Origin of the sequence: Streptomyces aureoversilis (assembly GCF_042657885.1) — a bacterium.
GTDB classification, from domain to species: Bacteria; Actinomycetota; Actinomycetes; order Streptomycetales; family Streptomycetaceae; genus Streptomyces; species Streptomyces aureoversilis.
The window spans coordinates 33,440-58,606 of record NZ_JBHSKJ010000028.1; the positions used below are offsets into that span (position 1 = coordinate 33,440).

General features: G+C 74.1%; 20 protein-coding genes and 1 pseudogene. 11 read left to right on the forward strand and 10 right to left on the reverse strand.

Annotated features, from left to right (window positions below; genetic code table 11):
* Window positions 1–214: 214 nt before the first annotated feature.
* Window positions 215–877 carry a LuxR C-terminal-related transcriptional regulator gene (locus tag ACFPP6_RS33310; protein ID WP_382050252.1) on the forward strand — a complete coding sequence of 221 codons (663 nt, stop codon included), beginning with the start codon at window positions 215–217 and terminating at the stop codon, window positions 875–877.
* A gap of 20 nt (window positions 878–897) precedes the next feature.
* Here the strand turns inward: ACFPP6_RS33310 and ACFPP6_RS33315 are convergent, their stop codons facing one another.
* From ACFPP6_RS33315 to ACFPP6_RS33345, 7 genes are all read right to left on the reverse strand, one after another.
* On the reverse strand, window positions 898–1,215 hold the full coding sequence (locus tag ACFPP6_RS33315) for a RedY protein (protein ID WP_382050333.1): 318 nt from the start codon (window positions 1,213–1,215) through the stop codon (window positions 898–900).
* Between the two features lie 82 nt (window positions 1,216–1,297).
* The gene (gene redW, locus ACFPP6_RS33320; RefSeq protein WP_382050254.1) at window positions 1,298–2,461 is read right to left on the reverse strand and encodes an L-prolyl-[peptidyl-carrier protein] dehydrogenase; all 1,164 of its coding nucleotides are present in this window, start codon (window positions 2,459–2,461) and stop codon (window positions 1,298–1,300) included.
* The gene (locus tag ACFPP6_RS33325; RefSeq protein ID WP_382050256.1) at window positions 2,458–5,301 is read right to left on the reverse strand and encodes a beta-ketoacyl [acyl carrier protein] synthase domain-containing protein; all 2,844 of its coding nucleotides are present in this window, start codon (window positions 5,299–5,301) and stop codon (window positions 2,458–2,460) included. The genes redW and ACFPP6_RS33325 overlap by 4 nt, the downstream gene beginning before the upstream one ends.
* 142 nt (window positions 5,302–5,443) lie before the next feature.
* Window positions 5,444–6,229 carry an AfsR/SARP family transcriptional regulator gene (locus ACFPP6_RS33330; protein ID WP_382050258.1) on the reverse strand — a complete coding sequence of 262 codons (786 nt, stop codon included), beginning with the start codon at window positions 6,227–6,229 and terminating at the stop codon, window positions 5,444–5,446.
* Window positions 6,230–6,536: 307 nt separating this feature from the next.
* The gene (locus ACFPP6_RS33335) at window positions 6,537–7,274 is read right to left on the reverse strand and encodes a response regulator transcription factor (RefSeq protein WP_336013724.1); all 738 of its coding nucleotides are present in this window, start codon (window positions 7,272–7,274) and stop codon (window positions 6,537–6,539) included.
* Window positions 7,275–7,442: 168 nt separating this feature from the next.
* A complete protein-coding gene (locus ACFPP6_RS33340) occupies window positions 7,443–8,756 on the reverse strand; it encodes a sensor histidine kinase (RefSeq protein WP_382050261.1) in 1,314 nt (437 codons plus the stop codon).
* Between the two features lie 26 nt (window positions 8,757–8,782).
* Window positions 8,783–10,801, reverse strand: coding sequence for an MMPL family transporter (locus ACFPP6_RS33345; protein ID WP_382050263.1), 2,019 nt, complete (start codon window positions 10,799–10,801; stop codon window positions 8,783–8,785).
* 435 nt (window positions 10,802–11,236) lie between these two features.
* Between ACFPP6_RS33345 and ACFPP6_RS33350 the strand changes: the two genes are divergently transcribed.
* Both ACFPP6_RS33350 and ACFPP6_RS33355 read left to right on the forward strand, forming a co-directional pair.
* Window positions 11,237–12,145, forward strand: coding sequence for a DMT family transporter (locus ACFPP6_RS33350; protein WP_382050265.1), 909 nt, complete (start codon window positions 11,237–11,239; stop codon window positions 12,143–12,145).
* A 603-nt stretch (window positions 12,146–12,748) separates the two neighbouring features.
* Window positions 12,749–13,228 (forward strand): annotated as a pseudogene (locus ACFPP6_RS33355) (inorganic diphosphatase); the annotation flags it as partial.
* A 109-nt stretch (window positions 13,229–13,337) separates the two neighbouring features.
* Here ACFPP6_RS33355 and ssgD read toward each other — a convergent pair.
* Together ssgD and ACFPP6_RS33365 are read right to left on the reverse strand one after the other, a co-directional pair.
* Window positions 13,338–13,751: a spore wall synthesis regulator SsgD gene (gene ssgD, locus ACFPP6_RS33360; protein WP_168091666.1), complete on the reverse strand. Its 414-nt coding sequence runs from the start codon at window positions 13,749–13,751 to the stop codon at window positions 13,338–13,340.
* Between the two features lie 307 nt (window positions 13,752–14,058).
* Window positions 14,059–15,249, reverse strand: a complete 1,191-nt coding sequence (locus ACFPP6_RS33365; protein WP_382050270.1) for a sensor histidine kinase — start codon at window positions 15,247–15,249, stop codon at window positions 14,059–14,061.
* Window positions 15,250–15,421: 172 nt separating this feature from the next.
* On the opposite strand from ACFPP6_RS33365, the gene ACFPP6_RS33370 reads away from it, so the two are divergent.
* The gene (locus tag ACFPP6_RS33370; protein ID WP_382050272.1) at window positions 15,422–16,513 is read left to right on the forward strand and encodes a WD40/YVTN/BNR-like repeat-containing protein; all 1,092 of its coding nucleotides are present in this window, start codon (window positions 15,422–15,424) and stop codon (window positions 16,511–16,513) included.
* 27 nt (window positions 16,514–16,540) lie between these two features.
* On the opposite strand, the gene ACFPP6_RS33375 is transcribed toward ACFPP6_RS33370, so the two are convergent.
* Window positions 16,541–16,840, reverse strand: coding sequence for a YciI family protein (locus ACFPP6_RS33375; RefSeq protein WP_382050274.1), 300 nt, complete (start codon window positions 16,838–16,840; stop codon window positions 16,541–16,543).
* 44 nt (window positions 16,841–16,884) lie between these two features.
* Between ACFPP6_RS33375 and ACFPP6_RS33380 the strand changes: the two genes are divergently transcribed.
* From ACFPP6_RS33380 to ACFPP6_RS33410, 7 genes are all read left to right on the forward strand, one after another.
* Window positions 16,885–17,583, forward strand: coding sequence for an endonuclease V (locus tag ACFPP6_RS33380; protein WP_382050276.1), 699 nt, complete (start codon window positions 16,885–16,887; stop codon window positions 17,581–17,583).
* A 143-nt stretch (window positions 17,584–17,726) separates the two neighbouring features.
* The gene (locus tag ACFPP6_RS33385; protein WP_382050278.1) at window positions 17,727–18,662 is read left to right on the forward strand and encodes a dihydrodipicolinate synthase family protein; all 936 of its coding nucleotides are present in this window, start codon (window positions 17,727–17,729) and stop codon (window positions 18,660–18,662) included.
* 101 nt (window positions 18,663–18,763) lie between these two features.
* The gene (locus ACFPP6_RS33390) at window positions 18,764–19,141 is read left to right on the forward strand and encodes an MmcQ/YjbR family DNA-binding protein (protein ID WP_382050280.1); all 378 of its coding nucleotides are present in this window, start codon (window positions 18,764–18,766) and stop codon (window positions 19,139–19,141) included.
* 219 nt (window positions 19,142–19,360) lie between these two features.
* A complete protein-coding gene (locus ACFPP6_RS33395; RefSeq protein ID WP_382050282.1) occupies window positions 19,361–20,500 on the forward strand; it encodes a CaiB/BaiF CoA transferase family protein in 1,140 nt (379 codons plus the stop codon).
* A complete protein-coding gene (locus ACFPP6_RS33400) occupies window positions 20,497–21,639 on the forward strand; it encodes an acyl-CoA dehydrogenase family protein (protein ID WP_382050284.1) in 1,143 nt (380 codons plus the stop codon). The genes ACFPP6_RS33395 and ACFPP6_RS33400 overlap by 4 nt, the downstream gene beginning before the upstream one ends.
* A gap of 43 nt (window positions 21,640–21,682) precedes the next feature.
* Complete coding sequence (locus tag ACFPP6_RS33405; RefSeq protein ID WP_382050286.1) at window positions 21,683–22,900, forward strand: acetyl-CoA C-acetyltransferase; 1,218 nt, start codon at window positions 21,683–21,685, stop codon at window positions 22,898–22,900.
* Window positions 22,901–22,975: 75 nt separating this feature from the next.
* A complete protein-coding gene (locus ACFPP6_RS33410; RefSeq protein ID WP_382050335.1) occupies window positions 22,976–25,138 on the forward strand; it encodes a 3-hydroxyacyl-CoA dehydrogenase NAD-binding domain-containing protein in 2,163 nt (720 codons plus the stop codon).
* Window positions 25,139–25,167 lie beyond the last annotated feature (29 nt).

The following is a 25,167-nucleotide window of genomic DNA, read 5'->3' on the forward strand; positions in this document are numbered from 1 at the left end:
TGGCGGGACGCCCGGCCGTCAGTTGCCGCTGGCGTACAGTCGGGTGAGACGTTCAGGGGGATGCCGTGGCCACGGAGATGACGTCATTGAGCCATCGGACCGCCGGCGGGGGGACTTGGGTGGTCTTCACCCCCGCAACCCCGGCGGCCACAATAGCGCCTGCTCCCCGAAGTGACTTCGCTCGGAACCGTTCCGTTAACTGGAAGCAGGCTCGATGAGTATGCGCATACTGCTGTGCTGCGACAAGCTCATCCTAGGCGCGGGTATGCAGGCACTGCTGGGCCAGCACGGCCTGGAAGCACACACGAAAACGTCCGTGCGCAGCACGGTGGCGGCCGCCAAGGAGATGACTCCGGATGCCATTGTCGTCGTGGCCCCGGCACTCAGCATCGACGACACCAGTGAACTCGCCGAACTCTCCCGGATGGCCAAGGTCATCCTCCTCGCCCGGCCCGACACGACCCCCAGGGCGTTCGAGGCCCTGCGCATCGGGGTGCGGGCCGTGCTCTCCCTGGAGGATCCGCCCGAGGAGCTGATCCGCATGATCAAGACGGTCATCGAGGTCGACGCCATGGTCGCCCCGCTGACCGCCCGCAAGGCCCTCGACCAGCTCCGCACCGAGCAGCCCCCGGCCCCCGCACCGCCGCCGGCCGGCGCCCTGACCCCGCGCGAGGCCGAGGTGATGCTGCTGCTCGCACAGGGCCGGTCCAATGCGGAGATCGCCGAGAAGCTCTCCATCTCCAACACGACGGTCCGCTCCCACGTCCACCACGTCCTGCGCAAGCTGGACGCGGGGACGCGTGCCCGCGCGGTGGCCATCGCCTACGAGACGGGGCTGATCGACGCCATGGAACGGCAGGTGCAGGGCCGCCTCTGAAGGCCCGCCGCGCGGGCCCGTCAGCCCGCCGCGACCCGGTATCCGGGCTCCACGCGGACTCCGCTCATTTCGTCCACGACCTCGGCCATTCCCTCGAAATCGGCGACCAGCCGGCCGAACGCTTCGCTTGTCGTGTCCCGTTCGAAATCGGCCCGGCTGCTCACCCCGATGACTTCGAAGAAGTGAACGGGAGCCGCCGGGTCCGCGGATACCCGCTGCACGCTGAATGACAGCACGCTCGGGAGTTCCGGGCAGGTGGCGTAGTCGGTCTCCTTGACCCATGTTTCGAAACGGGCGGGAGTGACGTTCGGGCGGAGCCGAATTCGGTGCACAATCATGTCCACGACGCCGGAAATCCCCTCTGGATTCTCTTGTGGTTCATTGCCGGAAGCCGGTCCGGTATCGGCGGCCGGTGCAACATCACCGGCGCTTTCGGGAACGGCGTCCGCCCAGGCCGAGCGCCCGGGCCGCATTGTTCTTCTGGATCTCGTTCGTGCCGGAGAAGATACGGGAGGGCAGCGCGTCCCGCAGAAACGTCTCGGCCTCGCCGCCGAGGATCCCGAGGGCGCCGCGCAACTGCACGGCGTCCAGCCCGAGCTGCACCGCCGCCTCGCTCACCGCGACCTTGGCCAGGGCGGGCGCGACCTCGTCGTCGCTGCCCGCGGCCAGCCCGCACGCGGCCTTGTACAGCAGCAGCCGGGCCGACTCCAGGCGGATCGTCATGTCGACGAGGCGGTGGCTGACGGCCTGGAAGCCGCCGATGGCCGAGCCGAACTGCTCCCGCTCCCGGGCGTAGTCCACCGTCGACTCCAGCACGCGCCGCATCGCCCCGACGTAGGTGGCGAACAGACAGGTGCGCTCCCACTTCATCGAGGACGAGAAGATGCTCGCCCCGGCGCCCTCCTCGCCGAGCACGTCCGCCGCCGGCACCACACAGTCCGCGAGGTGCACGTCGGCCATCGGCGAGCCCCGCAGGCCGACCTTGTCGTAGCGCGGGCCCACGGTCAGGCCGGGCGTGTCCGCGTCCACGACGAAGGTGGTGAGGCCGAAGAAGCCGCCGCCGGGCGACGTCGCCGCCTGCAGGACGAACACGTCGGCGACGGGGGAGTTGGTGGTGAAGCACTTGCTGCCGTTGATCACGTACGCGTCGCCCTGCCGCACGGCGCGCGTCTGCAGGTTCAGGGCGTCGGACCCGGCGTGCGGCTCGGTGATGGCGTGCGCCGCGATCGCCTCGCCCGAGGCGAGCGGCGGCAGCCAGCGCTGCTTCTGCTCCTCGGTGCCGAACTCGGTGACCGGCATGACGGCGGCGAACAGGTGCGCGGCGACGGAGAAGGCGAAGCCCTGGTCCGCGCAGCCGTAGCCGAGGGCTTCCATCAGGGCCGCGGTGGTGACGGCGTCCAGGCCGCTGCCCCCGTACGCGGCGGGCACGCTCGCGCCCACGATGCCCTGCTTCCCCGCGAGCTGCCAGCGGCGCCGGAACTCCTCCGGGTCGTGCGCCGCCGTGCCGTCGCCGAGGTCGCGCCTGGCGAAGCGCACGACCATGTCGCACATCTCCGCGGTCTCGGTGTCGAAGTCGAAGTTCATCGTGGCCCGTCCAGGTGTTCCTCGATCAGCACGTGATAGTTGATGCCGCCGGTGCCGAAGGAGCTCACGCCCGCCCGGCGCGGCCGGCCGGGGGCGGACTCCCAGGGCGCCGTCCCGGTGGAGACGCGCGCGGGGATGCGGTCCAGGTCCAGCTCGGGATTGACGGCGGTCAGGCCCGCGTTGGCCGGCAGCACCCCGGTCCGCAGGGCGTAGAGCGCCCGCAGCAGCCCGGCGCCGCCCGCGGCCGCGAAGGTGTGGCCGAAGAACGACTTGGCGGAGCCGATCTCCAGCGGGCGCCGCCGGTGCGGGCTCGCGTACACCCGCGCCGCCGCGGCGATCTCGACCCGGTCGCCGACGCGGGTGCCGGTGCCGTGCGCCTCCAGGTAGCCGACGTCCGCCGGGTCGAAGCCCGCCTGCCCGAAGGCCTGGCGCATGGCCCGCACCTGCCCGTCCACGTCCGGCGCGATCAGGGACTTCGCGTCGTTGGACGCCCCGATCCCGCGCAGCAGCCCGTGGATCGCGTCCCCGTCGCGGCGCGCGTCCGCGTAGCGCTTGAGCAGGAAGAGCGCGCAGCCGTCCCCCGGGGTGAAGCCGTCGGCCGCGGTGTCGAAGGGGGTGATGCGCTCGTGCGAGAGCAGCCCCAGGGCCGAGCAGAGCACCATGTCGCGGGCGTTGCAGGGCAGTTCGACGCCGCCCGCCAGCGCGTAGTCCACGCTGCCGGAGCGCAGCCGTCCCACCGCCACGTCCAGCGCCGCGAGCGACGACGCGCACGCCGCCTCGACCCCCAGCGGCACGGCGTCCAGGCCGTACTCGTTGGCGATCACCGCGGCGACGCCCCCGGCGAGGGAGCCGTCGAGGTCCTCCGGCCCGCCCGGGGCCGGGTCCGCGGCGTACCGCTCGCGGACCAGGTCGAGCAGGGTGGCCACCCCGGTCGCGTCCAGGTGCCCGAGCGCCGCCAGTTCGCCGACGGCCGCCTCGACCTCGCCCAGGGCCAGGCCGGCCGCCGTGCGCCGCTCCCGGGACAGGCTCAGGTTGGTGCCCATCGCGACCAGCCCCCGGCCGGCCGGCCGCGCGGCCGTGCCCCCGGACCCCGCCCGCCCGCGGCGGGCCAGGAGCTCGCCGGCCACGCCCAGGGCCACCCGCTGCGCGGCGTCCATGACCGCGTAGCGCTGCGGGGGGATGCACAGTCCTTCCGGGGGCGCCGCGGGCACCTCCACCGGGGAGCCCAGGTCGGTGTAGCTGTGGGTCAGGCTCAGCTTGCCCGGCCGGTGGTAGAGCTCCCGGTCGAGCAGGGACTCCGGCAGCGGCCCGATCCGGTCCTGCCCGCCGAGCATGGCCGCCCAGAAGGCGTCGGCGTCGGGAGCGTTCCCGAACCGGCCCCCGAAGCCCACGATCGCCACGGGCTCCGGCGCGGCGGAGGCGCGCGCGGTGCGCGGCCGGGCCGGGGCGGGCGCGGCGCCGGCCGTCTCGTGCTCCTCCAGGACGAGGTGGCAGAGCGTGCCCGTCAGCGAGGCGCCGCTGACGGAGGCGCGGCGCGGTTCCCCGCCCGGCGCCGGGGCCCACTTCTGCGGCTCCGCCGGCGAGCGGAAGGGCGCGGCGGACAGGTCCTGCGCCGCCCCGGGCGCCGGAGGCAGCCGGGCCGGGAGGCGCTGGTGGTACAGCGCCAGCGCCGCCTTGGTGACGCCGGCCAGACCGGCGTTGGCGAAGGTGTGCCCGAGCCGGTCGCGCACGCTGCCCACCACCACGGAGCCGGGCTCGGCGTCCGCGAACACCGCGGCCAGCGCGGCGAGTTCGGCGGCCGTCTCGCGCGGCACGCCGGAGGCGCCGCACTCCACGTAGCCGACCGTGCCCGGGGGGACGCCGCACTCCCGGAAGGCGGCCCGGGCCGTCTCCGCGCGCCGCTCCACGGACGTGGAGTAGCGGAAGACGCCGGGGCGCCCCTGGTGGTGCACCGCGCACCCGCGGACCGTCGCGTAGACGCGGTCCCCGTCGCGGACCGCGGACGACAGCCGTTTGAGCAGCAGCGCACCCACGCCCTCGCCGAGCGCGAAGCCGTCGCCGTCCGCGGCGAAGGGCCGGGTGCGCGGCGCGACGAGGCCCTTGGCCGCGAGCGCCGCCCGCAGGTACGGCCCCTCCTCGCGCTGGCCGGTCACCACCAGAACGGCCTCCGACAGCCCGCCGCGCAGGCTGTCGAGGGCGTGCGCGAGTGCCAGGAACGACGTCGCGTCGGCCGACTCCAGGGCCAGGGTGCGGCCCCGGAGCTTGAACGCGCTCGCGATCCGGGCGGGGATGGTGCTCGCCATCTCCCCGACCCGGTCGTGCGGCGAGGCGCCCAGGCGCCGCACCAGGGCCGTGCGCAGCTCGTCGGCGGCCTGCGCGGCGGTACGGGCCGAGCCGCCGAACTCCGGTGCGGACACGGCCCGTTCCAGCTCCCGGGCGTACCGGCTGCCCTCGACGCGCAGCGCGTTGGCGTACTGCCGGTCCAGGCCGGAACACACCCCGGCCACCACGTCCGTGCGCTCGGCCTGCAGCGTCCGGTCGCCGGCCTTGGCGTCCTCCAGGCACTCGCGGGCCGCCTCCAGCATCAGCAGCTGCATGCGCGTGAGCGCCCCGGCCTGCGCGGGCGGTATGCCGAACCGCGCGACGTCGACCTTGATGCCGGCGAGCGACGGCGCCGGGCCGGACCCGGGCTCCGGAGGGGGCTCGGTCAGGGCCCTCCAGTAGGCGTCGGCTCCCCGGACGCCGGGGTAGAGCGCCGCGATGCCGACGATCGCGACGGGTTCGTTCTGTGGTGTGCGCGCGGCGCCGGTGGCACCACGCGCGTCGGACTCGGAGTGCATGCGGGCTGGCTCCAGTTGTCTCGGTGCTGCCGGGTCCGGCAACCTCTCTCCGCCACCGCGGTGCGGGGCCGACACCGGCTTCCGGCGGTGCCGAATCGGGCTGCGGCACCGTGCGGTGCGGTCGAGCCCCGCCCGCAGGGCGCTACGCGCTGGTCGCGAGCGGCTCGCGCCGCCCGTTCCACAGCGCGCCCGGCTGTGCCAGCGCCGGGTCCTGGGCGAGGATCTCGGCGTGGCGGCGCTGCAGCCCTGCACCCGGCTGGATGCCCAGCTGCTCGTCCAGCCGCTTGCGGGTCAGGCGGAAGCGCTCCAGTGCCTCGCTCTGCCGCCCGGACCGGTACAGCGCCAGCATCAGCAGCTCGCAGAACCGCTCGTGCAGCGGGTGCTGTGCGACGAGCTGCTGCAGTTCGGCGATCACCTGGGTGTTGCGGCCGAGCACCAGACGGGCGCTCACCAGGTCCTCCCACGCGGTCAGCCGGCGTTCCTCGAAGAGGGTCGCGGCGCTTGCGCACCGCAGCCCCTCCCCGGCGTCGAACAGGGCAGGGCCGCGCCACAGCCGCAGACCGGTTTCCAGCATCCTCGCCGCCCGCTCGGGGTCGGTGGTCAGCGCGGCTCCGCCGCGGGAGGCGAGATCGAGGAATCTGTTGGCGTCGACGCACTCCGCGGGCACGTCCAGCAGGTAGCCGTTCGGGACGGCGCGCAGGACGGTCGTGCGGTTCATCGGAGTGTGTGCCTCGAGTACTTTGCGCACCCTGGTGGCCTGGGCCTGCAGGGCGTTGCGGGGATTGCCGAGGGTCGAACCGCACCACAGCTCGTCGACGAGCTCCATGTGCGACACCGCCCGGCCCGCCCGGAGGGCGAGGGTGGCGAGCATGGAACGGACCTTGCTGGCCCGAATGTCGCTGCTCCTCTCCGCAACGCTGATGCGCACCGGACCGAGTATTTCAATTTGCACGAATTTCCCCCCACAGCGGTTTCCGCCGGAGATCAGAACAGGAGCTTGGACAGCTTTTTCCCCCTTTCGGCGCCCAATCCTTGCAACGTGGAACAACCGGCGTCATCCATCCCCCGGCCCCTTTCCGCCCTCAACGGATGGCGGAGCCGGGCGGGTGCCTCGAACGTTCATTGAGGCGCGTGCGCGCCCGGCTCAACACGGCGTCAACGCACGGACGACGCCGGCCGCCCGTGATGTTCCGCCCCGTGGCGTAGGAACGGCGCCCGTTCTCTTCAGGGAGGCTTCAGGAAGAGTACGCGCCGCCCCCGCCGCCCCCGGCGGGTGGTACCCCCGGCACGGCGCCCGGCGTCACCAGCCCCGCCTCGTACGCGGCGATGACCAGCTGGACCCGGTCGCGGGCGCACAACTTGCCCATGATCCGGCTGACATGGGTCTTGGCGGTGAGCGGGCTGAGCCCCAGCACATCGCCCACCTCGGCGTTGTTCAGGCCCCTCGCCACCAGGGTCAGCACCTGGCGCTCGCGGACCGAGAGCACCGCCAGGCCGTTGGTCACGAAGCCCGCCGGGATGTCCGCCCTCGGCGCCCGCAGCACCCGGGCGATCAGGCGCGAGGTCGGGCCGGGCGACAGCAGCGCCTCCCCGGCGGCGATGGTCCGGATCGCCTCCAGCAGGGCCGCCGGGCGCGTGTCCTTCACCAGGAATCCCGAGGCGCCGGCGCGCAACGCGTCGATGACGTACTCGTCGGTGTCGTACGTCGTCAGGACGAGCACCTTCACGCCGGCCATGTCCTCGTCGGCCGCGATCCGCTGGGTCGCCTCGATGCCGTCCAGGTCCGGCATCCGGATGTCCATCACCACCAGGTCCGCACGGGCGCTGCGGGCCAGCTCGACGGCCTGCCGTCCCGTGCCCGCCTCGCCCACGACCTCCATGTCGGGTGCGGTGTCCACCAGCATCGCGAACGCGGAGCGGACGAGCCGCTGGTCGTCGGCGAGCAGGACCCGGATCGGCTGCTGCGCGTTCATCGGCCCTCCCTCCCCCCGGGAGGGGGAGGTGCTGCCGGAGTCGGTGCTGATGTCATCGGAGTCATCCTTCGGGGTGGGGACCCGCACCGCGCCCCGCGGCGCGGGTCGTTCACTGATGCGGGCACGGCACGCACGGGCGCACGCGCTCGCCGGCGCCTCACGGCGCGCTCACCGCAGGGCCGTCCCGTCCGCGGGGGCCGACGGCAGGACCGCGGTGACCGCGAACCCGGCGCCCCCGGCGCGCGGCCCGGCCCGCAGCCCTCCGCCGACGCTGCGGGCCCGCTCGCGCATCCCGACGATGCCGTAACCGCCGGTGCCGTTCGGCTCGTTCCCCGGCACGGGGTCGCGGGCGGGCGCTCCCGCACCGCCGTCGTCGAGCACGGTGACCCGCAGGGCGCCGTCGTCCCCGCCGCGCGCCACCGTCACCCAGACGCGGACCGAGGGACCGCCGTGGCGGACCGCGTTGGTGAGCGCTTCCTGCACGATACGGTACGCAGCGGCCCCGACTGCCGGGGCCAGGACGGCCGTTGCCGCGGGATCCGCCGCGGGATCCGCCGAGGTACCGGGGCACGCCCCGTTGCCCTCCGCCGTCCCGCCCTGCGGGCCCGGCCCCATGTGCACCTGCAGGCTCACCCGTGCCCCGGCCGCCTCCGCCGCCCGCGCCAGGTCGGGCAGCCCGTCGAGGCCCGGCAGGGGCCCGTAGCCCGCGGAATCGTTCCCGCGGAGCACCTCCAGCGTCCCGCGCAGCTCCGCCCGGGCGTCCCGGCACGTGTCGGCGATCCCGTCCAGCGCCTTGGCGAGCGCCGCCCGGTCGAGCCGCTCGGGGTCGGCGACCAGGACGTGGGCGGCGACCGCCGTCTGCACCCCGATCAGGGTGATGCTGTGGGCCAGCAGGTCGTGGAGGTCGCGCGCGATGTGCACGCGCTCCTCCGCGACCCTGCGCGCCGCCTCGCGCTCGCGCGTCGCCTCGGCGCGCTCCGCGCGCTCCATGATGGCCCCGACGTAATTGCGGTGCAGGCGCACCGCCTCGCCGATCAGGACGACGTCGGCGATCCAGCCGGCGCTCACCAGCGTCGGCACGATCTCGTGCCCCTTGCCGAACGCCAGCAGCACGACCGTGGCCACGCCGAAGATGCCGCCGAGGGTGAGGAAGCTGCGCTTGGGCGGGCCGACCACGGCGAGCGTGCACAGGGCCACCAGGCCCGCCGGCAGCACCGCCGTGCGGGGGTAACCCAGCGCGTAGAACGGGCCGTTCATGCAGGCTACGGCCAGCACCGTGAGCCACGGTGCCTGGCGCCGCGCCGTCAGGACGAGCGCGGCGCCGGTGAGGAGCGCCCATCCCGGGAGGTCCGGCGACCGCCGCGTGGTGACCACGAAGAGCACGCTCTGCACGGCGAGGACCGCCAGCGCGATTCCGAAGTCCTGCAGCAGGACGCTGCGTCGTACGGCCGCGTGCCGCGGCAGCAGCAGACGCGCGATCATGGGGGCAACCGGTTCCCGGGACGGCATCACGCTTCCATCGAACCCCGGGAGAGCTTCCCGGGCCACCACATCCACCTCTTCAGCAACAGGCTTGCGGAGGTGACCAGGTAGGTACGGACCAGGAAGGTGTCCAGCAGCACGCCGACCGCGATGATGAAGCCCATCTCGACCAGCGCCACCAGCGGCAGCGTCGCCAGCACGGCGAAGGTGGCCGCCAGCACGATGCCCGCGGAGGTGATGACCCCACCGGTGGTGCGCAGCGCGGTGAGCGCCGCCTCGGACGAGTCCGCGCCCTTCAGCCGCTCCTCACGGGCGCGGTGCATCAGGAAGATGCCGTAGTCGACGCCGAGCGCGACGAGGAAGACGAACGTCAGCAGCGGCAGGCTCGGATCGAGGCCCTTGTAGCCGAGGACCGGGCCGAAGACCAGGCCGCTGAGCCCCATCGCCGCGCCCCAGGAGGCGATCACGGCGAGGACGAGCACCACGGACGCCACGAGGCTGCGCAGCAGGGCGATCAGCACGATCAGCACCGCGACCAGCACCAGCGGGATCACCTTGACCCGGTCGTCGGCGTTGGTCGTCGCGAGGTCCATCTGCTGGGCCGTGGGCCCGCCGACGATCGCCTGGGCGCCCGGCACGTCGTGCACCGCACCGCGCAGTGCGGAGATGGTCTTCTTCTCGCCGTCCGACTCGGGCTTGGCCACGGAGAACACCTGCAGCTCGGTGCGGTCCCCGCCGCTGCGGCCCGGCTGCACCGCGGCGACGCCCTTCGTCGCCTTGATGCGCCTCTCCACCTCGCCCGCCTGCCCGCTGCGCGTCACCACGGTGATCGGCAGGCTGCTGGAGTCGGGGAAGGCCTCGGCGACCGTGCGCATCGCGGCGACCGAGTCGGGCTTCTTGAGGAAGGCGTCCTCCTGCTTCAGCGTGCCCGGCAGCTTCACCGCGCCGACCGACAGGGCGACCAGCGCCGCGACGCCGCACAGCAGCACCAGGCCCGGGCGGCGGCCCGCCGAGTTGCCCATCGCCGCGAACAGCGAACGCCGGTGCACCGCCTCCGACCCGTAGGCCGGCACGATCGGCCAGAAGACGCGGCGGCCCAGCAGGACCAGCACCGCGGGCAGCAGCGTCAGCATGGCCGCCAGCGCGCAGAAGACGCCCACCGCGCCGACCGGCCCGAGGCCGCTGCTGCTGTTGAGGTCCGCCGCCATCAGGCACATCAGGCCCGCGACGACCGTTCCGGACGAGGCGAGCACCGCCGGCCCGCAGCCGCGGATCGCGGACATCATCGCGTCGTACGGCTGCTCGGTGTTGCGCAGCTCCTCGCGGTAGCGGGCCACCAGCAGCAGTGCGTAGTCCGTGCCCGCGCCGAAGATGAGCACCGTCATCACCGACGTGCTCATCGTCGTCACCGTCAGGTCGAAGGCCTTGATCAGCCCGTACACGCCCGCCATGGCCGCCGAGGCCGCCACGCCGACCACGCCCAGCGGCACCAGCCACAGGAAGGGGCTGCGGTAGATCAGGATGAGCAGGACGGCGACGACGCCCGCGGTGCCGATCAGCAGGGTGCCGTCGATGGACTCGAAGACCTCGTTCTGGTCGGAGGCGAGGGCCACCTGCCCGCCGAGCTCGGCCTTCAGGCCCGCGGGCTTGTCCTTCCCGACGATGTCCCGGATGCCGTCGACCGCCTTGCCCTGCGCGGCGGCGTCCGCCAGCCCGGACACCGACAGGGCCGTCATCGACGTGGCGCCGTCCTTGGAGACCACCGTGGGCGGCTCGCCCCCGCCCCGCAGCTCGTAACGCGCCGCGATCCGCTTGATCTGCTCCTGCGCCGCCTTGCGGTCGGCGTCGGAGAGGCCGCCGTCGCGGTGGTGGACGAGGATCGCGTCCGAGGTGTTGCCGCCCGGCAGCTTCTCCAGCAGGTGCTCGACCCTGGTGGACTCGGCGCTGGCCGGCAGGTAGTCCACCGGCCGGTCCCGCGCCGCGCCGCCGAGCTTCTCGGCGAAGGGCGCCGTGACCGCGAGCACCACGATCCACAGGGCGATCACCGCCCACGGAAGGGCGCGGCGCCTCGACCTTCCTTCGCGTGCCGGTCGCAGCCGGCCTTCCTTCCGCTGCGCTTCCGCCGCCGGAGCCATGTTTCCCGCCGCCTCCTCCGAGCCGAAATCCACTGACCCTCCCAGGATTCCGGCGCGAAGCGCCCGGCACGTCGGCCCGGAGAGCGAAGCGGAAGCTAATCCGCCGGGTGCAACAGGGGGGTTGGTACTCCCGCGGGAGTAAGGCCGGGCGGACGACGGCCGACGCCGGACGGATACGCAGTGTGCGCGCTCGGGGTCATCCCGTACTCCCCCGGTATGAGGGCCGGATCCGTCCCCTGGGACGACGACGGACGCGGCGGGCGCGAGGCATGGTGGAGACATGAAGGGCATGACAGGCACGACAGGCGTGAAGGGCCACGGGCCCCGGCGGTGGCGGAGAGCGGTGTGAGCCCGCTCCTGCTGCCGGTGCTGCTCTGCCTGGTGTCGGCCGTGGCCTACGCGGCCGCGGCCGTCGTGCAGGAGCGCGTCGCGGCCACGACGCCGGGCGGGCCCTGCGGGCCGCTGCGCCGGCCCGGCTGGTGGGGCGCGGTCGCCCTGACCGGGCTCGGCGCGGGGCTGCACGTACTGGCGCTCGCCTACGGGCCGCTGAGCCTGGTGCAGCCCCTGGGAGCGCTCACGATCGTCTTCGCGCTGCCCCTGGCGGCGGTGTCCGCCCGCAGACCCGTCGGCGCGGCGGGGTGGCGCGGCGCCCTGCTGGCCACCGCCGGGCTCGCCGGGCTCCTCAGCCTGACCGGCCCGCCGCACGCCGAGACCCTCGACCCCGCCCAGCGGCCCGGCCTCGCCGCCGTGGCGGTCGCCGGGGCTGCGGTCCTCGCGCTCGGTGCGCACTGGGCGCGGCGGGCCGTGGTCCACGGAGTGGTGCTGGCCGCGGCCGCGGGCGTCGCCTTCGGCATGGCCTCCGTCTTCACCAAGGCCGCCGCGCAGGACTGGACCTCGGGCAGGACGGAGTTCTTCGTCTTCACGGCGCTGGTCACCGCCGTCCTCGCCGCGGGCGGCATGCTCCTGTCCCAGGCCTCCTACCGCGGAGCGGGCCTGGCGGCGCCGCTGGCGACGGTGACCACCGTGAACCCCGTGGTGGCGGCGGCCGTAGGGACGGCGGTGCTGGGAGAAACGTTCCGGTACGGGGTGACGGGCGGGCTCCTGGCGATCCTCGCCGGCACGGTCGCCACAGCCGGCGTGGTCACCCTCAGCCGCCTCACCCCACCCCGCGCCGCCCCCCACCCCTCCGACACCACCAGCACCGTCCCCCGCGCCCGCCGAGGCCTCACCCACGCCACGGCGAAGCAGGAATAGCCCACCGAGCACTGCAGCGACGGGAGTTACGGGGCACGCCCCGAAACCCCTTCCGCCGCGGGGGTGATCAGCCGGCAGGACGCGGACTGGCGGTGTGACGTCGCGGGGGAGGGGGGCTCGGCCTTCCACGCCGGGGCCGTCCTTGCCGGTGCCCGGGGCGCCGGGAAACCAACTTCCGCCGCAGCGGTGATCAGCCGGGACGGGGCGTTCCGGCGGTGCCGTGCCGAGGGTTGGGTGGTCTCTGCCGGTGTCCGGGGCGCCGGGAAACCAACTTCCGCCGCGACGGTGATCAGCCGGGACGGGGCGTTCCGGCGGTGCCGTGCCGAGGGTTGGGTGGTCTCTGCCGGTGTCCGGGGCGCCGGGAAACCAACTTCCGCCGCAGCGGCGATAAGCCGCGATGGCGCGTTCCGGCGGTGCCGTGGCGAAGGGGAGGCGGGCCGGGCGTGTCCGGAAGGTTGGCGGGTTGTGACGGCGGCGTCAGGCGCCGGGCGCGGCGGGGCCGCCGTTGTCCGTGAGCGCCCTCCGCGAGGAGGTATGGCCCTGGCGCGGGAACCACGACACGATGGGCCCGTCCGTCCGGCCTACCCCCTCCGGAGGAGCCCCGTGGACTTCGACGTCGTCGTGGAGATCCCGCAAGGCAGCCGCAACAAGTACGAGATGGACCACGAGCGCGGCCGCATCCGCCTGGACCGGCTGCTGTTCACCTCGACCCGCTACCCCGCCGACTACGGCTACATCGAGCGGACCCTCGGTGCCGACGGCGAACCGCTCGACGCCCTCGTCCTCGCGGGCGAGCCGACGTTCCCGGGGATCGTCATCAGATGCCGCGCCATCGGGATGTTCCGCATGCGCGACGAGAAGGGGGAGGACGACAAGGTGCTGTGCGTCCCCTCGTCCGATCCGCGCCACGAGCACATGAGGGACCTGCGCCACCTGCCCGAGTTCGACCGGCTGGAGATCCAGCACTTCTTCGAGGTCTACAAGGAGCTCGAACCCGGCAAGTCCGTCGACGACGGCGCCCGCTGGGCGGACCGCGCCGCCGCCGAGACGGAGATCTCCGCCTCCTACGCGCGGGCCGCGGCGGCCCGCGCCGAGCAGGAACAGGAACAGGGGCAGGAACAGGGGCAGGAGCACGAGGAGGAACCGGGGCAGGAGCAGGAGCGCCCGGCGCACTAGGCCGCCCGTGCCGGGCTCAGGCCTCCCGCAGCAGCGCCGCGAGGTCCCCGTCCACGTCCAGGCGGCCGCCCTCGCTGCCGGCCGGCACCAGCGCGTAGGAGCGCGCGAGGAAGCGCCGCAGCTCGGCGGTGTCGATCTGCACCATGGCCACGCCCTCGACGGCATGGAACTCCAGCACCGTGCGGTCCGGCCCGCACGGCCACACGTGGACGTCGCCGCCCCCGGTGGGCGCGATCAGGCCGCAGGCGAGCGTCTCGCGGGCGAAGACCCATTCCACGTCCGCCCCGTCGAGGGAGGCCACGGGCGGGAAGGCGATGTGGACGGCGAAGGGATCGGAGGGTACGTAGCGCAGCTGCGCGGGGACGGCGCGGTCCTGCGGGGCCGACGCAATGAGCCGTGCCTGGACAGCCTGGTCGATGACAGTGGACAACGCGTGCTCCCTCGCGATCGCTGTGATGTGGTGCGGGTCCTTGCGGTGGTACGGGGTGCTGGTGCGGCGGTGGTCGTGCGGGTCGTACGGGACGTGCGGGTCGTGCTGCTCCTGCCGGCGTCCGGACGCCGACCGGATCCGGGGGGATCCGCCGACTGGAGAGACGCCGTCTGAAGAGACGGCGGTTCGATCGCTGCAGTGCACATGATTCAAGCGTGACCTGCATCACGATCCTTCGATTGGAAAGGACATAAGCCGTCTCAGCCATGAAATCGCTGCCCGAACGCCACTCTGTTCACTACCGCACCTACCGCTGCACCGGCAGCACCGCCAGCACCTCCCATCCGCCGCCCGGAACCGGCCCCGCCGTCAGGGACCCGCCGATCGCGTCCGCCCGCTCGGTGAGCCCGACCAGCCCCAGGCCCCCGGTGTCCTCGGGCGCGGGGGGCGCCGGCCGGCCCGCGGGGCCGTCGTCGCGCACGGAGACGAACAGGCGCCGCTCCTCCTCGCGCAGCGTCACGCGCACGGCCGACGCCCCGGGGCTGTGCTTGGCCACGTTGGCCAGCCCTTCGGCGACGATCCGGTGGACGGAGGCGGCCAGCTCCGGGGCTGTCCCGGAGCCGAAGCGGGGGTCGACGTGCAGCTCGACGCGTACGGCGCCCGGCCCCGTCCTGCGGAACTCGTCGACCAGCGCGCTCACCCCGTCCAGCCCGGGCAGCGGCGCGCGGTGGGCCTGGTCCTGCTGCAGGACGCGCAGCAGCCGCCGGGACGAGGTCAGCGCCTCGTCGCCGGCCGCCTGGATGTCCCGCAGGGAGGCGGCGACCTGCTCGTCCTTGGCGACGGTGCCGGTGGCCTTGGCCAGCAGCGTCATCGCGGCGACGTGGTGGGAGACGAAGTCGTGCAGCTCGCCCGCCAGCTCCAGGCGCTCGGCGTCGCGCGCGGCGGCCACGGCCCGGGCGCGCTCGCCGTCCCGGTAGCGCAGGCACAGGCCCGCCGAGGTGACGCCTGCCACGACCAGGGCGTGGACGACGACGGCCGCCCCGGGCGCGTCCGTGTCGCGCACAGGCGCCACCAGCACACCGGCGGCCAGCGCGACGCCCGCCGGCACGGCGGCCCGCACCGGCACCCGCCACGCGACGAGGGCGAGCAGCACCAGCAGGGCCGCGCTCTCGGTCAGCCCCCAGACGGGCAGGTGCTCGCCCGCGGCCATCAGGTACCCGGTCGCCGACCAGGACACCGCGATCGCCGCCGCGGCGCGCGCGGCGAGCGGGCCCCACGGCAGCACGCACAGGGCCACCAGCAGCCCGGCGGCCCACACGACGAGGTGGGCCTGGTGGCCGCCGGTCTGCTCGGCGTGGACGGCGCCCCGGGACAGCAGGCGGCCCTCAAGCAGCCACAGGCCGCACAGGCCGGCCAGCAGCCAGCCCTGGCGGCGCCTGGCCCGGGACGGGGCGGCGGCGCTCCCGGCGGGGGAGAACAGCAGGGATGTCGGCGTCATGGGCTCACGCTAGGCGGGGGCGCGGAGCCCGGGGATCGCCCGTAAAGCCACACCCGCCCCGGCCGAAAGGATGAACGTTGGACGGCTTGCGCGGCAGCGGACGGGCCGCGGGCAGGGGCGGGAGCGGAGGTCCCGTGGACGGCCCGCCCGGCGTCGGCTAGCTTCCCCGGTCATGAGACGGACGGGGAAGACGTTACGCAGACTGTGCGGACTGACGGGGGCGCTCACCGGCGCCGTGCTGGCGCTGGCGGTCACCGCCGCACCGGCCCGTGCGGGGAGCGGGGGCGCGGGCCCGGCGTGGGAGAGCAGGGACGCCGGCACCGACGCCCGCTTCCGGGGGCTCGCGGCCGTCAGCCGCTCCACGGCGTGGGCCGCCGGCACGAAGGGGACGGTCCTGCTCACCCGCGACGGCGGGCGCAGCTGGCGAAACGTCTCGCCGCCCGGCGCGGGCGCGCTCGAATTCCGCGACGTGGAGGCGTTCGACGCCCGCCGCGCCGTCGTGCTGGCCATCGGCGAGGGCGAGGCGTCCAGGGTCTTCCGCACGGACGACGGCGGCAGCACCTGGACGGAGACCTTCCGCAACACCGATCCGAAGGCGTTCTACGACTGCCTGACCTTCTTCGACCCGCGCCACGGCATCGCCCTCGGCGACCCCGTGGACGGCCGGTTCCGCATCCTCGCCACCGGCGACGGCGGCCGCAGCTGGCGCGTCCTGCCCGGCCGCGGCATGCCGGCAGCCCTCCCCGGCGAGGCCGCGTTCGCGGCGAGCGGCCAGTGCGTGGTGAGCTCCGGCCGGCACGACGCCTGGATCGCCACCGGCGGCGCCGCGTCCTCCCGCGTCCTGCACTCCGCCGACCGCGGCCGCACCTGGACCGTCGCCGGCACGCCCGTGCCCGCCGGCGACTCCGCGCGCGGTGTCTTCGGGCTCGCCTTCCGCGACCGGACGCACGGCCTGGCCGTCGGCGGCGACTACCGCACCGGGCAGCCCTCGGAGCGGGCCGCGGCCGTCAGCGGCGACGGTGGCACGACCTGGACGGCCGCCTCCCGCCCGCCCGGCTCCTACCGCTCCGGCGTCGCCTGGCTGCCGCGCAGCCGCACCACGGCGCTCGCGGTCGGCCCGGCGGGCAGCGACCTCACCACCGACGGCGGCCGCACCTGGCGCGCCTTCGGCACCGGCTCCTACGACACGGTGGACTGCGCGCCGGACGGCGGCTGCTGGGCGGCGGGGGAGAAGGGGCGCCTCGCCCGGCTCACCTCCCGGTAGGCGCGCCCGGGGCGGCGGGAGCCGTGGTCAGGACGGCAGTTCCTGCCGGTACGACTCCAGGGCGGGGGCCGTCTTCGTCGGGATGAACTCGGTGATGGAGTACTCGCACACCCCCGCCACGGTGAACGGGTCGCTCCGCGTGATCTCCTCGATCTTCGCCCGGTCCTCCCCGACGGCGAGGATGACACCGCCGTCCCGGGGCACCTTCCGGCCGGAGGCGATGAAGACGCCGGACGCGTAGTGCGCGTCCAGCCAGGCGACGTGCTCGGCGAGGGCGGCGTCGATGCGCTCGATCGGCGCGATGTAGGTCAGCTCCAGTACGAACATGATCGCCAGGCTAGCCGCCGGGTAGCGTGACCCGCACTATGAGCATGGCAGAGGTAACCGACGTACCGCCCGGGTGGCCCACGACCGAGGCGGAAGCGACCGCCCTCCAGGACGAGTTGCGGGGCCGCACCGTCCTGGACGAACCCGGGCCCCCGCCCGGCGAGCCGCTCGTTGCCGTCGGCGTCGACGTGGCCTACGACGACGAGCGGGACGTCGTCGTGGCCGCCGCCGTCGCCCTGGACACCGCCACCCTGAGCGTGGTGGAGGAGGCGACGGCCGTCGGCCGGGTCGCCTTCCCGTACGTGCCCGGGCTGCTCGCCTTCCGCGAGATCCCCACCGTGCTCGCCGCCCTGGAACGGCTCGGCGTCACCCCCGGCCTCGTCGTCTGCGACGGCTACGGCCTCGCCCACCCCCGCCGCTTCGGCCTCGCCAGCCACCTGGGCGTCGTGACCGGCCTGCCGACGATCGGCGTCGCCAAGAACCCCTTCACCTTCCGCTACGAGGCCCCCGGGCCGCACCGCGGAGACACCTCGCCCCTCCTCGACGGCGACGAGGAGGTGGGCCGCGCCCTGCGCACCCAGTCCGGCGTCAAACCGGTCTTCGTCTCCGTCGGCCACCGCACCGGCCTCGACAACGCCACCGCCCACACCCTCGCCCTGGCCCCCGCCTTCCGCCTCCCGGAGACGACGCGAGCGGCGGACGGCCTGTGCCGGCGGGCGCTGAAGGGGCTGGTGACGGGGTGACGGGTGATGGGGCGACGGGTGGCGGGCGGACACGTGCCGCCCGGTGACGGAGCGGCCCCACGGCGGCGCACGGCGCCGACATACTGACCTCGCCCCTCCCGAAGGCTCGGCGCGGCCCGTACCGCGCCGGAAAGGCGGTCGCCATGGGTCTGCCCGTTCCCCTGTCCGGGGTCGTCCCGCCGCTCTGCACGCCGCTGACCCCGTCCGGCGAGGTCGACACCCGCTCGCTCGGCTCGCTCGTGGAGCACGTGCTCGCCGCCGGCGCCCACGCGGTCTTCGTGCTCGGGTCCAGCGGGGAGACGGCCTACCTGGACGACGCCCGGCGCCGCACCGCGCTGCGGGCCGCCGTCGACGCCGTCGCCGGGCGGGTGCCCGTGCTCGCCGGGGTGATCGACATGACCACCGCGCGCGTCCTGGACCACGCCCGGGCCGCGGCCGCGACCGGCGCGGACGCGCTCGTCGCCACCGCGCCCTTCTACACCGCCACCCACCCGGCCGAGGTCCGTGACCACTTCCGCCGCATCCGGTCCGGCGCCGGGCTGCCGCTCGTCGCGTACGACATCCCCCCGTCCGTCCCCACCAGGCTGGACGCCGGGATCCTGCTGCCCCTCGCCGAGGACGGGACGCTGGCCGGGCTCAAGGACAGCAGCGGCGACTCCGGCGGGCTGCGCCGGCTCCTCGTCGCGCTGCGGCGGCGCGGTCTCGACGACTCGTTCGCCGTGCTGACCGGGTCCGAACTGGCGGTCGACGGGGCCCTGCTGGCGGGGGCGCACGGCGTCGTCCCGGGGCTGGGCAACGTGGACCCGGCCGGGTACGTACGGCTGTACGAGCACGCCCGTGCGGGCCGCTGGGCCGAGGCGGCCGCCGAACAGGACCGGCTCGCGGTCCTGTTCGCGCTCGCCGGGACTGGCGACCTCACTGGTATGAGCGGGAGCGCGTCCGCACTGGGCGGCTTCAAGGCGGCGCTGCACCTCCTGGGGGTCATCGACTGCCCGGCGACGGCCGCCCCGCAGCGTCCCCTGCCCGGCGCGGCCGTGGACGCCGTGCGGCACCACCTGGCGGAGGCCGGGCTGCTGTGATCCCCCGCGGAGCCGGAGATCCCCGGTGATGTCGGACCCGCGGGCTAGCGTTGTACGGGCAAGAGGCACAGAGGCGCATGCGCACACCCCGGAGGCATCCCATGACCTTGTCCGCCCCTCTCAAGGCCCGCGCGAAGGTGCGGGAATTCGCGCTCTCGCTGCCCGGCGCCGTCGAGGAGTTCCCCTGGGAGGAGGACGCCGTCGTCAAGGTCAACAAGAAGATCTTCGTCTTCCTCGGCCCGGAGGGGAACACCGAGTCGCCCGGCATCTCGGTCAAGCTCAAGGACGAGGAGGTGCACGGCCACGCCATGGCCGTCCCCGGCGCTGCGCCCACGTCCTACGGCCTCGGCAGACACGGCTGGGTGTCGGTCCCGCTCACCGGGGAGAGCGCCCCGGCGGAGGTGCTGTGCGACTGGGTGGAGGAGAGCTACCGCACCATCGCCCCCAAGCGCCTCATCGCCGAGCTCGACGCGGGCTGAGCGGGCCCGAAGTGCGCTGCCGGGGGAGCGATGTGAGGCCGCGGCCGGGGGCCGAGGTCTTGTGAAAACTGGAACCTGTTCTTAGCATCGCGGGTGTGACAGCGGTTGTGTCACAGACGTCGTATCACCGGGGCCGTATCACCGGGGTCGTATCACCAAGGCCGCCTCACCAAAGCCGTATCAGCGAAGTCGGGTCACACAAAGCCACAGGGGGTCCGGATGACCGGGACAGCCGGCGGTCCGCTCGACGGCGTGCGCGTCGTCGAGCTCGCGGGAATCGGGCCCGGCCCGTTCGCCGCCATGCTCCTGGCCGACCTCGGGGCCGACGTCGTCCGCGTCGACCGGCCCGGCGGCCCGGGCCTGCACATCGCCCCGTCCCGCGACGTCACCAACCGCAACAAGCGCTCCGTGACGGCCGACCTCAAGACCCCCGCGGGCCGCCGCGCGGTCCTCGGCCTCGCCGCCCGGGCCGACGTACTGATCGAGGGCTACCGGCCCGGCGTCGCCGAGCGGCTCGGCGTCGGCCCCGACGCCTGCCTCGCCCGCAACCCCCGCCTCGTCTACGGGCGGATGACCGGCTGGGGCCAGCACGGTCCCCTCGCCGACACCGCCGGCCACGACATCGCGTACATCGCCGTCACCGGCGCCCTCGGCCTGTCCGGCCCGGCCGACGGGCCGCCCGCCTTCCCCGCCAACCTCCTCGGCGACTTCGGCGGCGGCGCGCTCTACCTGGTCGTCGGCGTCCTCGCCGCCCTCCACCACGCCCGCGCCGGCGGCACCGGCCAGGTCGTCGACGCCGCCATCGTCGACGGCACCTCCCACCTCACCGCGCTCCTCCACGGCATGCTGGCCGCCGGCGCCTGGCAGGACCGGCGCGAGGCCAACTTCTTCGACGGGGGATCGCCCTTCTACGGCACGTACGAGGCGGCCGACGGCGGCCACATGGCGGTCGGCGCCCTCGAACAGCGCTTCTACGCGGAGTTCATGGAGCTCATCGGCCTCGCCGAGCTCGCGCCCGCCCGCGACGACCCCTCCCGCTGGGAGGAACTGCGCGCCGCCGTCGCCGCCCGCTTCCGCACGCGCACCCGCGCCGAGTGGACGGCCGTCTTCGACGGCTCGGACGCCTGCGTCGCCCCCGTGCTCTCCCTGCGCGAGGCCCCCGGCCACCCGCACCTCGCCGCCCGCGGCACCTTCGTCGAGCACGCCGGCCTCACCCAGCCCGCCCCCGCCCCGCGCTTCTCCGCCACCCCCGGCTCCGTCCGCCGCCCGCCCGCGCGGCCCGGCGCGGACACCGCCGAGGTGGCGCGGGACTGGGACGTCCCCGGCCTCGAGTCGCTCCAGAAGGGCCCGCAGTCATGAAGCGCCAGATCTTCACCGCCGAGCACGAAGCCTTCCGCGAGACCGTACGCACCTTCCTCACCAAGGAGGTCGCCCCGCACTACGAGCAGTGGGAGCGCGACGGCATCGTCTCGCGCGAGGCCTGGCGGGCGGCCGGGCGCCAGGGCCTGCTCGGCCTCGCCGTGCCCGAGGAGTACGGCGGCGGGGGCACCGGCGACTTCCGCTACAGCGCCGTGCTCACCGAGGAGTTCACCCGCGCGGGGGCCGCCGGCCTCGCGATCGGGCTGCACAACGACATCGTCGGACCGTACCTGACGGGCCTCGCCACCGACGAGCAGAAGCGGCGCTGGCTGCCCGGCTTCTGCACGGGCGAGATCATCACCGCCGTCGCGATGTCGGAGCCGGGCGCCGGCTCCGACCTGCAGGGCATCCGCACCGCCGCCGAGGACCGCGGCGACCACTGGCTGCTCAACGGCTCCAAGACCTTCATCTCCAACGGCATCCTCGCCGACCTCGTGGTCGTCGTGGCGCGCACGACGCCAGAGGGCGGGGCCAAGGGCCTGAGCCTGCTCGTCGTCGAGCGCGGCATGGCCGGCTTCGAGCGCGGCCGCAACCTCGACAAGATCGGGCAGAAGGCGCAGGACACCGCCGAGCTGTTCTTCCACGACGTGCGCGTGCCCAAGGAGAACCTGCTGGGCGAGCTCCACGGCGGCTTCGTCCACCTGATGACCAACCTCGCCCAGGAGCGGATGAACATAGCCGTGGCCGGGATCGCCGCCGCCGAGCACCTGCTGGAGCTCACCACCGGCTACGTCAAGGAGCGCGAGGCCTTCGGCCGTCCGCTCGCCAAGCTGCAGCACATCCGCTTCGAGATCGCCGAGATGGCCACCGAGTGCGCCGTCACCCGCACCTTCCTGGACCGCTGCATCGCCGAGCACACCGCGGGCACGCTCGACGCCGTGCACGCCTCCATGGCCAAGTGGTGGGCGACCGAGCTGCAGAAGCGCGTCGCCGACCGCTGCCTGCAACTGCACGGCGGGTACGGATACATGACGGAGTACCGGGTCGCCAAGGCGTTCACCGACGGCCGGATCCAGACGATCTACGGCGGCACCACCGAGATCATGAAGGAGATCATCGGCCGTTCCCTGCTCTCCTGATCCACCCCCGACCAGCGTCCCCCGCCCCGAAAGGCCCACGACCTTGAGCAGCACCGAAGCGTACGTATACGACGCGATCCGCACCCCGCGCGGCCGCGGCAAGGCAAGCGGCGCCCTGCACGGCACCAAGCCCGTCGACCTCGTCGTCGGCCTCATCCACGAGCTGCGCCGCCGCCTGCCCGGCCTGGACCCGGCCGCGATCGACGACATCGTGCTCGGCGTCGTGAGCCCCCTGGGCGACCAGGGCTCCGACATCGCCCGGATCGCGGCGATCGCCGCCGGCCTGCCCGACACCGTCGCCGGCGTGCAGGAGAACCGCTTCTGTGCCTCGGGCCTGGAGGCCGTCAACCTCGCCGCGGCCAAGGTCCGCTCCGGCTGGGAGGACCTCGTCCTCGCCGGCGGCGTGGAGTCGATGTCGCGGGTGCCGATGGGCTCCGACGGCGGCGCCTGGTTCAACGACCCCATGACCAGCCTCGACGTCAACTTCGTGCCCCAGGGCATCGGCGCCGACCTGATCGCGACCCTCGGCGGCTTCACCCGGCGGGACGTGGACGCCTTCGCCGCCCGCTCGCAGGAGAACGCCGCCGCCGCGTGGAAGGCCGGCCGCTTCGACCGCTCCGTGATCCCCGTGCGCGACCGCAACGGCCTCGTCGTCCTCGACCGCGACGAGCACCCCCGCCCCGGCACCACCGTCGAGACCCTGGCCGGGCTCAAGCCCTCCTTCGCCACGATCGGCGAGGCCGGCGGCTTCGACGCCGTGGCCCTGCAGCAGTACCACTGGGTCGAGAAGATCGACCACGTCCACCACGCGGGCAACTCCTCCGGCATCGTCGACGGCGCCTCCCTCGTCGCCATCGGCAACCGCGAGACCGGCGAGCGCCACGGGCTGACGCCGCGGGCCCGCATCGTCTCCGCCGCCGTCTCGGGCTCCGACCCCACCATCATGCTCACCGGCCCCGCCCCCGCCTCCCGCAAGGCGCTCGCCAAGGCCGGCCTGACCATCGGCGACATCGACCTGATCGAGGTCAACGAGGCCTTCTCCGCCGTGGTGCTGCACTTCGCCCGCGAGATGGGCATCGGCCTCGACAAGATCAACGTCAACGGCGGCGCCATCGCCCTCGGCCACCCGCTCGGCGCCACCGGCGCCATGCTGCTGGGCACCGTCATCGACGAACTCGAACGCCAGGACAAGCAGTACGGCCTGGTCACCCTCTGCGTGGGCGGCGGCATGGGCATCGCCACCGTCGTCGAGCGCGTATAGCCTCCGGCGGGCCCCGGGCCGGCCCCCCTTCCCCTGTCCGGCGATTGAGGACAATCCCCCATGGAGAGCACCGACATGAGCGAGCGCAACACCATCCGCTGGGAGCGGAGCGACGACGGCATCGTCACCCTCGTCCTGGACGACCCCGACCAGTCCGCCAACACCATGAACAACGCCTTCAAGGCGTCCCTCACGGCGGTCGCCGACCGGCTGGAGGCCGAGAAGGAGTCGGTGCGCGGCGTCGTCCTCACCTCCGCGAAGAAGACCTTCTTCGCCGGCGGCGACCTGCGCGAGCTGATCGCCGCGACCCCCGCCGACGCCGGGAGCGTCCTCGAGGGGAGCATGACGATCAAGCGCGACCTGCGCCGGATCGAGACCCTCGGCGTGCCCGTCGTCGCGGCCGTCAACGGCGCGGCCCTCGGCGGCGGCTACGAGATCGCGCTCGCCTGCCACCACCGCATCGCCCTCGACGCCCCCGGCTCGAAGATCGGCCTCCCCGAGGTCACCCTCGGTCTGCTGCCCGGAGGCGGCGGCGTCACCCGCACCGTACGCCTCCTCGGCATCACCGACGCACTGCTGAAGGTGCTGCTGCAGGGCACGCAGTACGACCCGCGCCGCGCCCTGGAGGCCGGGCTCGTCCACGAGCTGGCGGCCGACCGCGACGAACTCCTCGCCAAGGCGCGCGCGTTCATCGACACGCACCCCGAGTCGCAGCAGCCCTGGGACGTCAAGGGCTACAGGATCCCCGGCGGCACCCCGGCCAGCCCGCGCTTCGCCGCGAACCTCCCGGCCTTCCCCGCCAACCTCAGGAAGCAGCTCGGCGGCGCCCCCTACCCGGCCCCGCGCAACATCCTGGCGGCCGCCGTCGAGGGGTCCCAGGTGGACTTCGAGACCGCGCAGCTCATCGAGGCCCGCTACTTCACCGAGCTGGTCACCGGGCAGACCGCGAAGAACATGATCCAGGCGTTCTTCTTCGACCTCCAGGCCGTCAACTCCGGCGTCAGCCGCCCGCGGGACGTCTCCCCCCGCCAGGTGAGCAAGGTCGCCGTCCTCGGCGCCGGCATGATGGGCGCGGGCATCGCCTACGCCTGCGCCAAGGCCGGCATCGAGGTCGTCCTGAAGGACGTCTCCGACGAAGCGGCCCGCAAGGGCAAGGCCTACTCCGAAGGCCTGCTGGCCAAGGCCCTCGCCCGGGGCCGCACCACCGAGGCCCAGCGGGACGAGCTGCTGGCCCGGATCGCCCCGACCGCCGACGTGGCCGACCTGGCGGGCTGCGACGCCGTCATCGAGGCGGTCTTCGAGGACCCGGCCCTCAAGCACAAGGTCTTCCAGGAGATCCAGCACGTCGTCGCGCCCGACGCCCTGCTGTGCTCCAACACCTCCACCCTGCCCATCACCCTCCTCGCCGAGGGCGTCGCGCGGCCCGTGGACTTCGTCGGCCTGCACTTCTTCTCGCCCGTCGACAAGATGCCGCTCGTGGAGATCATCAAGGGGGAGCGCACCGGCGACGAGGCCCTGGCCCGCGCCTTCGACCTGGTCCGGCAGATCCGCAAGACGCCCATCGTGGTCAACGACTCGCGCGGCTTCTTCACCTCGCGCGTCATCGGCCGCTTCATCAACGAGGGCGTGGCGATGATCGGCGAGGGCGCCGACCCGGCCTCCGTCGAGCAGGCCGCCGCGCAGGCCGGCTACCCGGCCAAGGTGCTCTCCCTGATGGACGAGCTGACCCTCACCCTGCCCCGGAAGATCCGCGAGGAGACCCGGCGGGCGGCCGAGGCGGCCGGCGAGACGTGGACGCCGCACCCCGCGGACGCGGTCATCGACCGCATGGTCGAGGAGTTCGGACGCCCGGGGCGCAGCGGCGGCGCGGGCTTCTACGAGTACGCGGACGGCAAGCGCGCCGGGCTGTGGCCGGGCCTGCGCGAGCACTTCACGAAGAAGGACGTGCGGATCCCCTTCGAGGACATGAAGGAGCGCATGCTGTTCTCCGAGGCGCTGGACACCGTCCGCTGCCTGGAGGAGGGCGTCCTGACCTCCGTCGCGGACGCCAACATCGGCTCGATCCTCGGCATCGGCTTCCCCGGCTGGACGGGCGGCGCGCTGCAGTACATCAACGGCTACGAGGGCGGTCTGCCGGGCTTCGTGACCCGCGCCCGGGAGCTCGCGGCGACGTACGGCGAGCGGTTCGAGCCGTCGCCCCTGCTGGTGGAGAAGGCGGAGAAGGGGGAGCGCTTCTAGAAGGGCGGGCGCCGTGGGCGCCCGCAGGT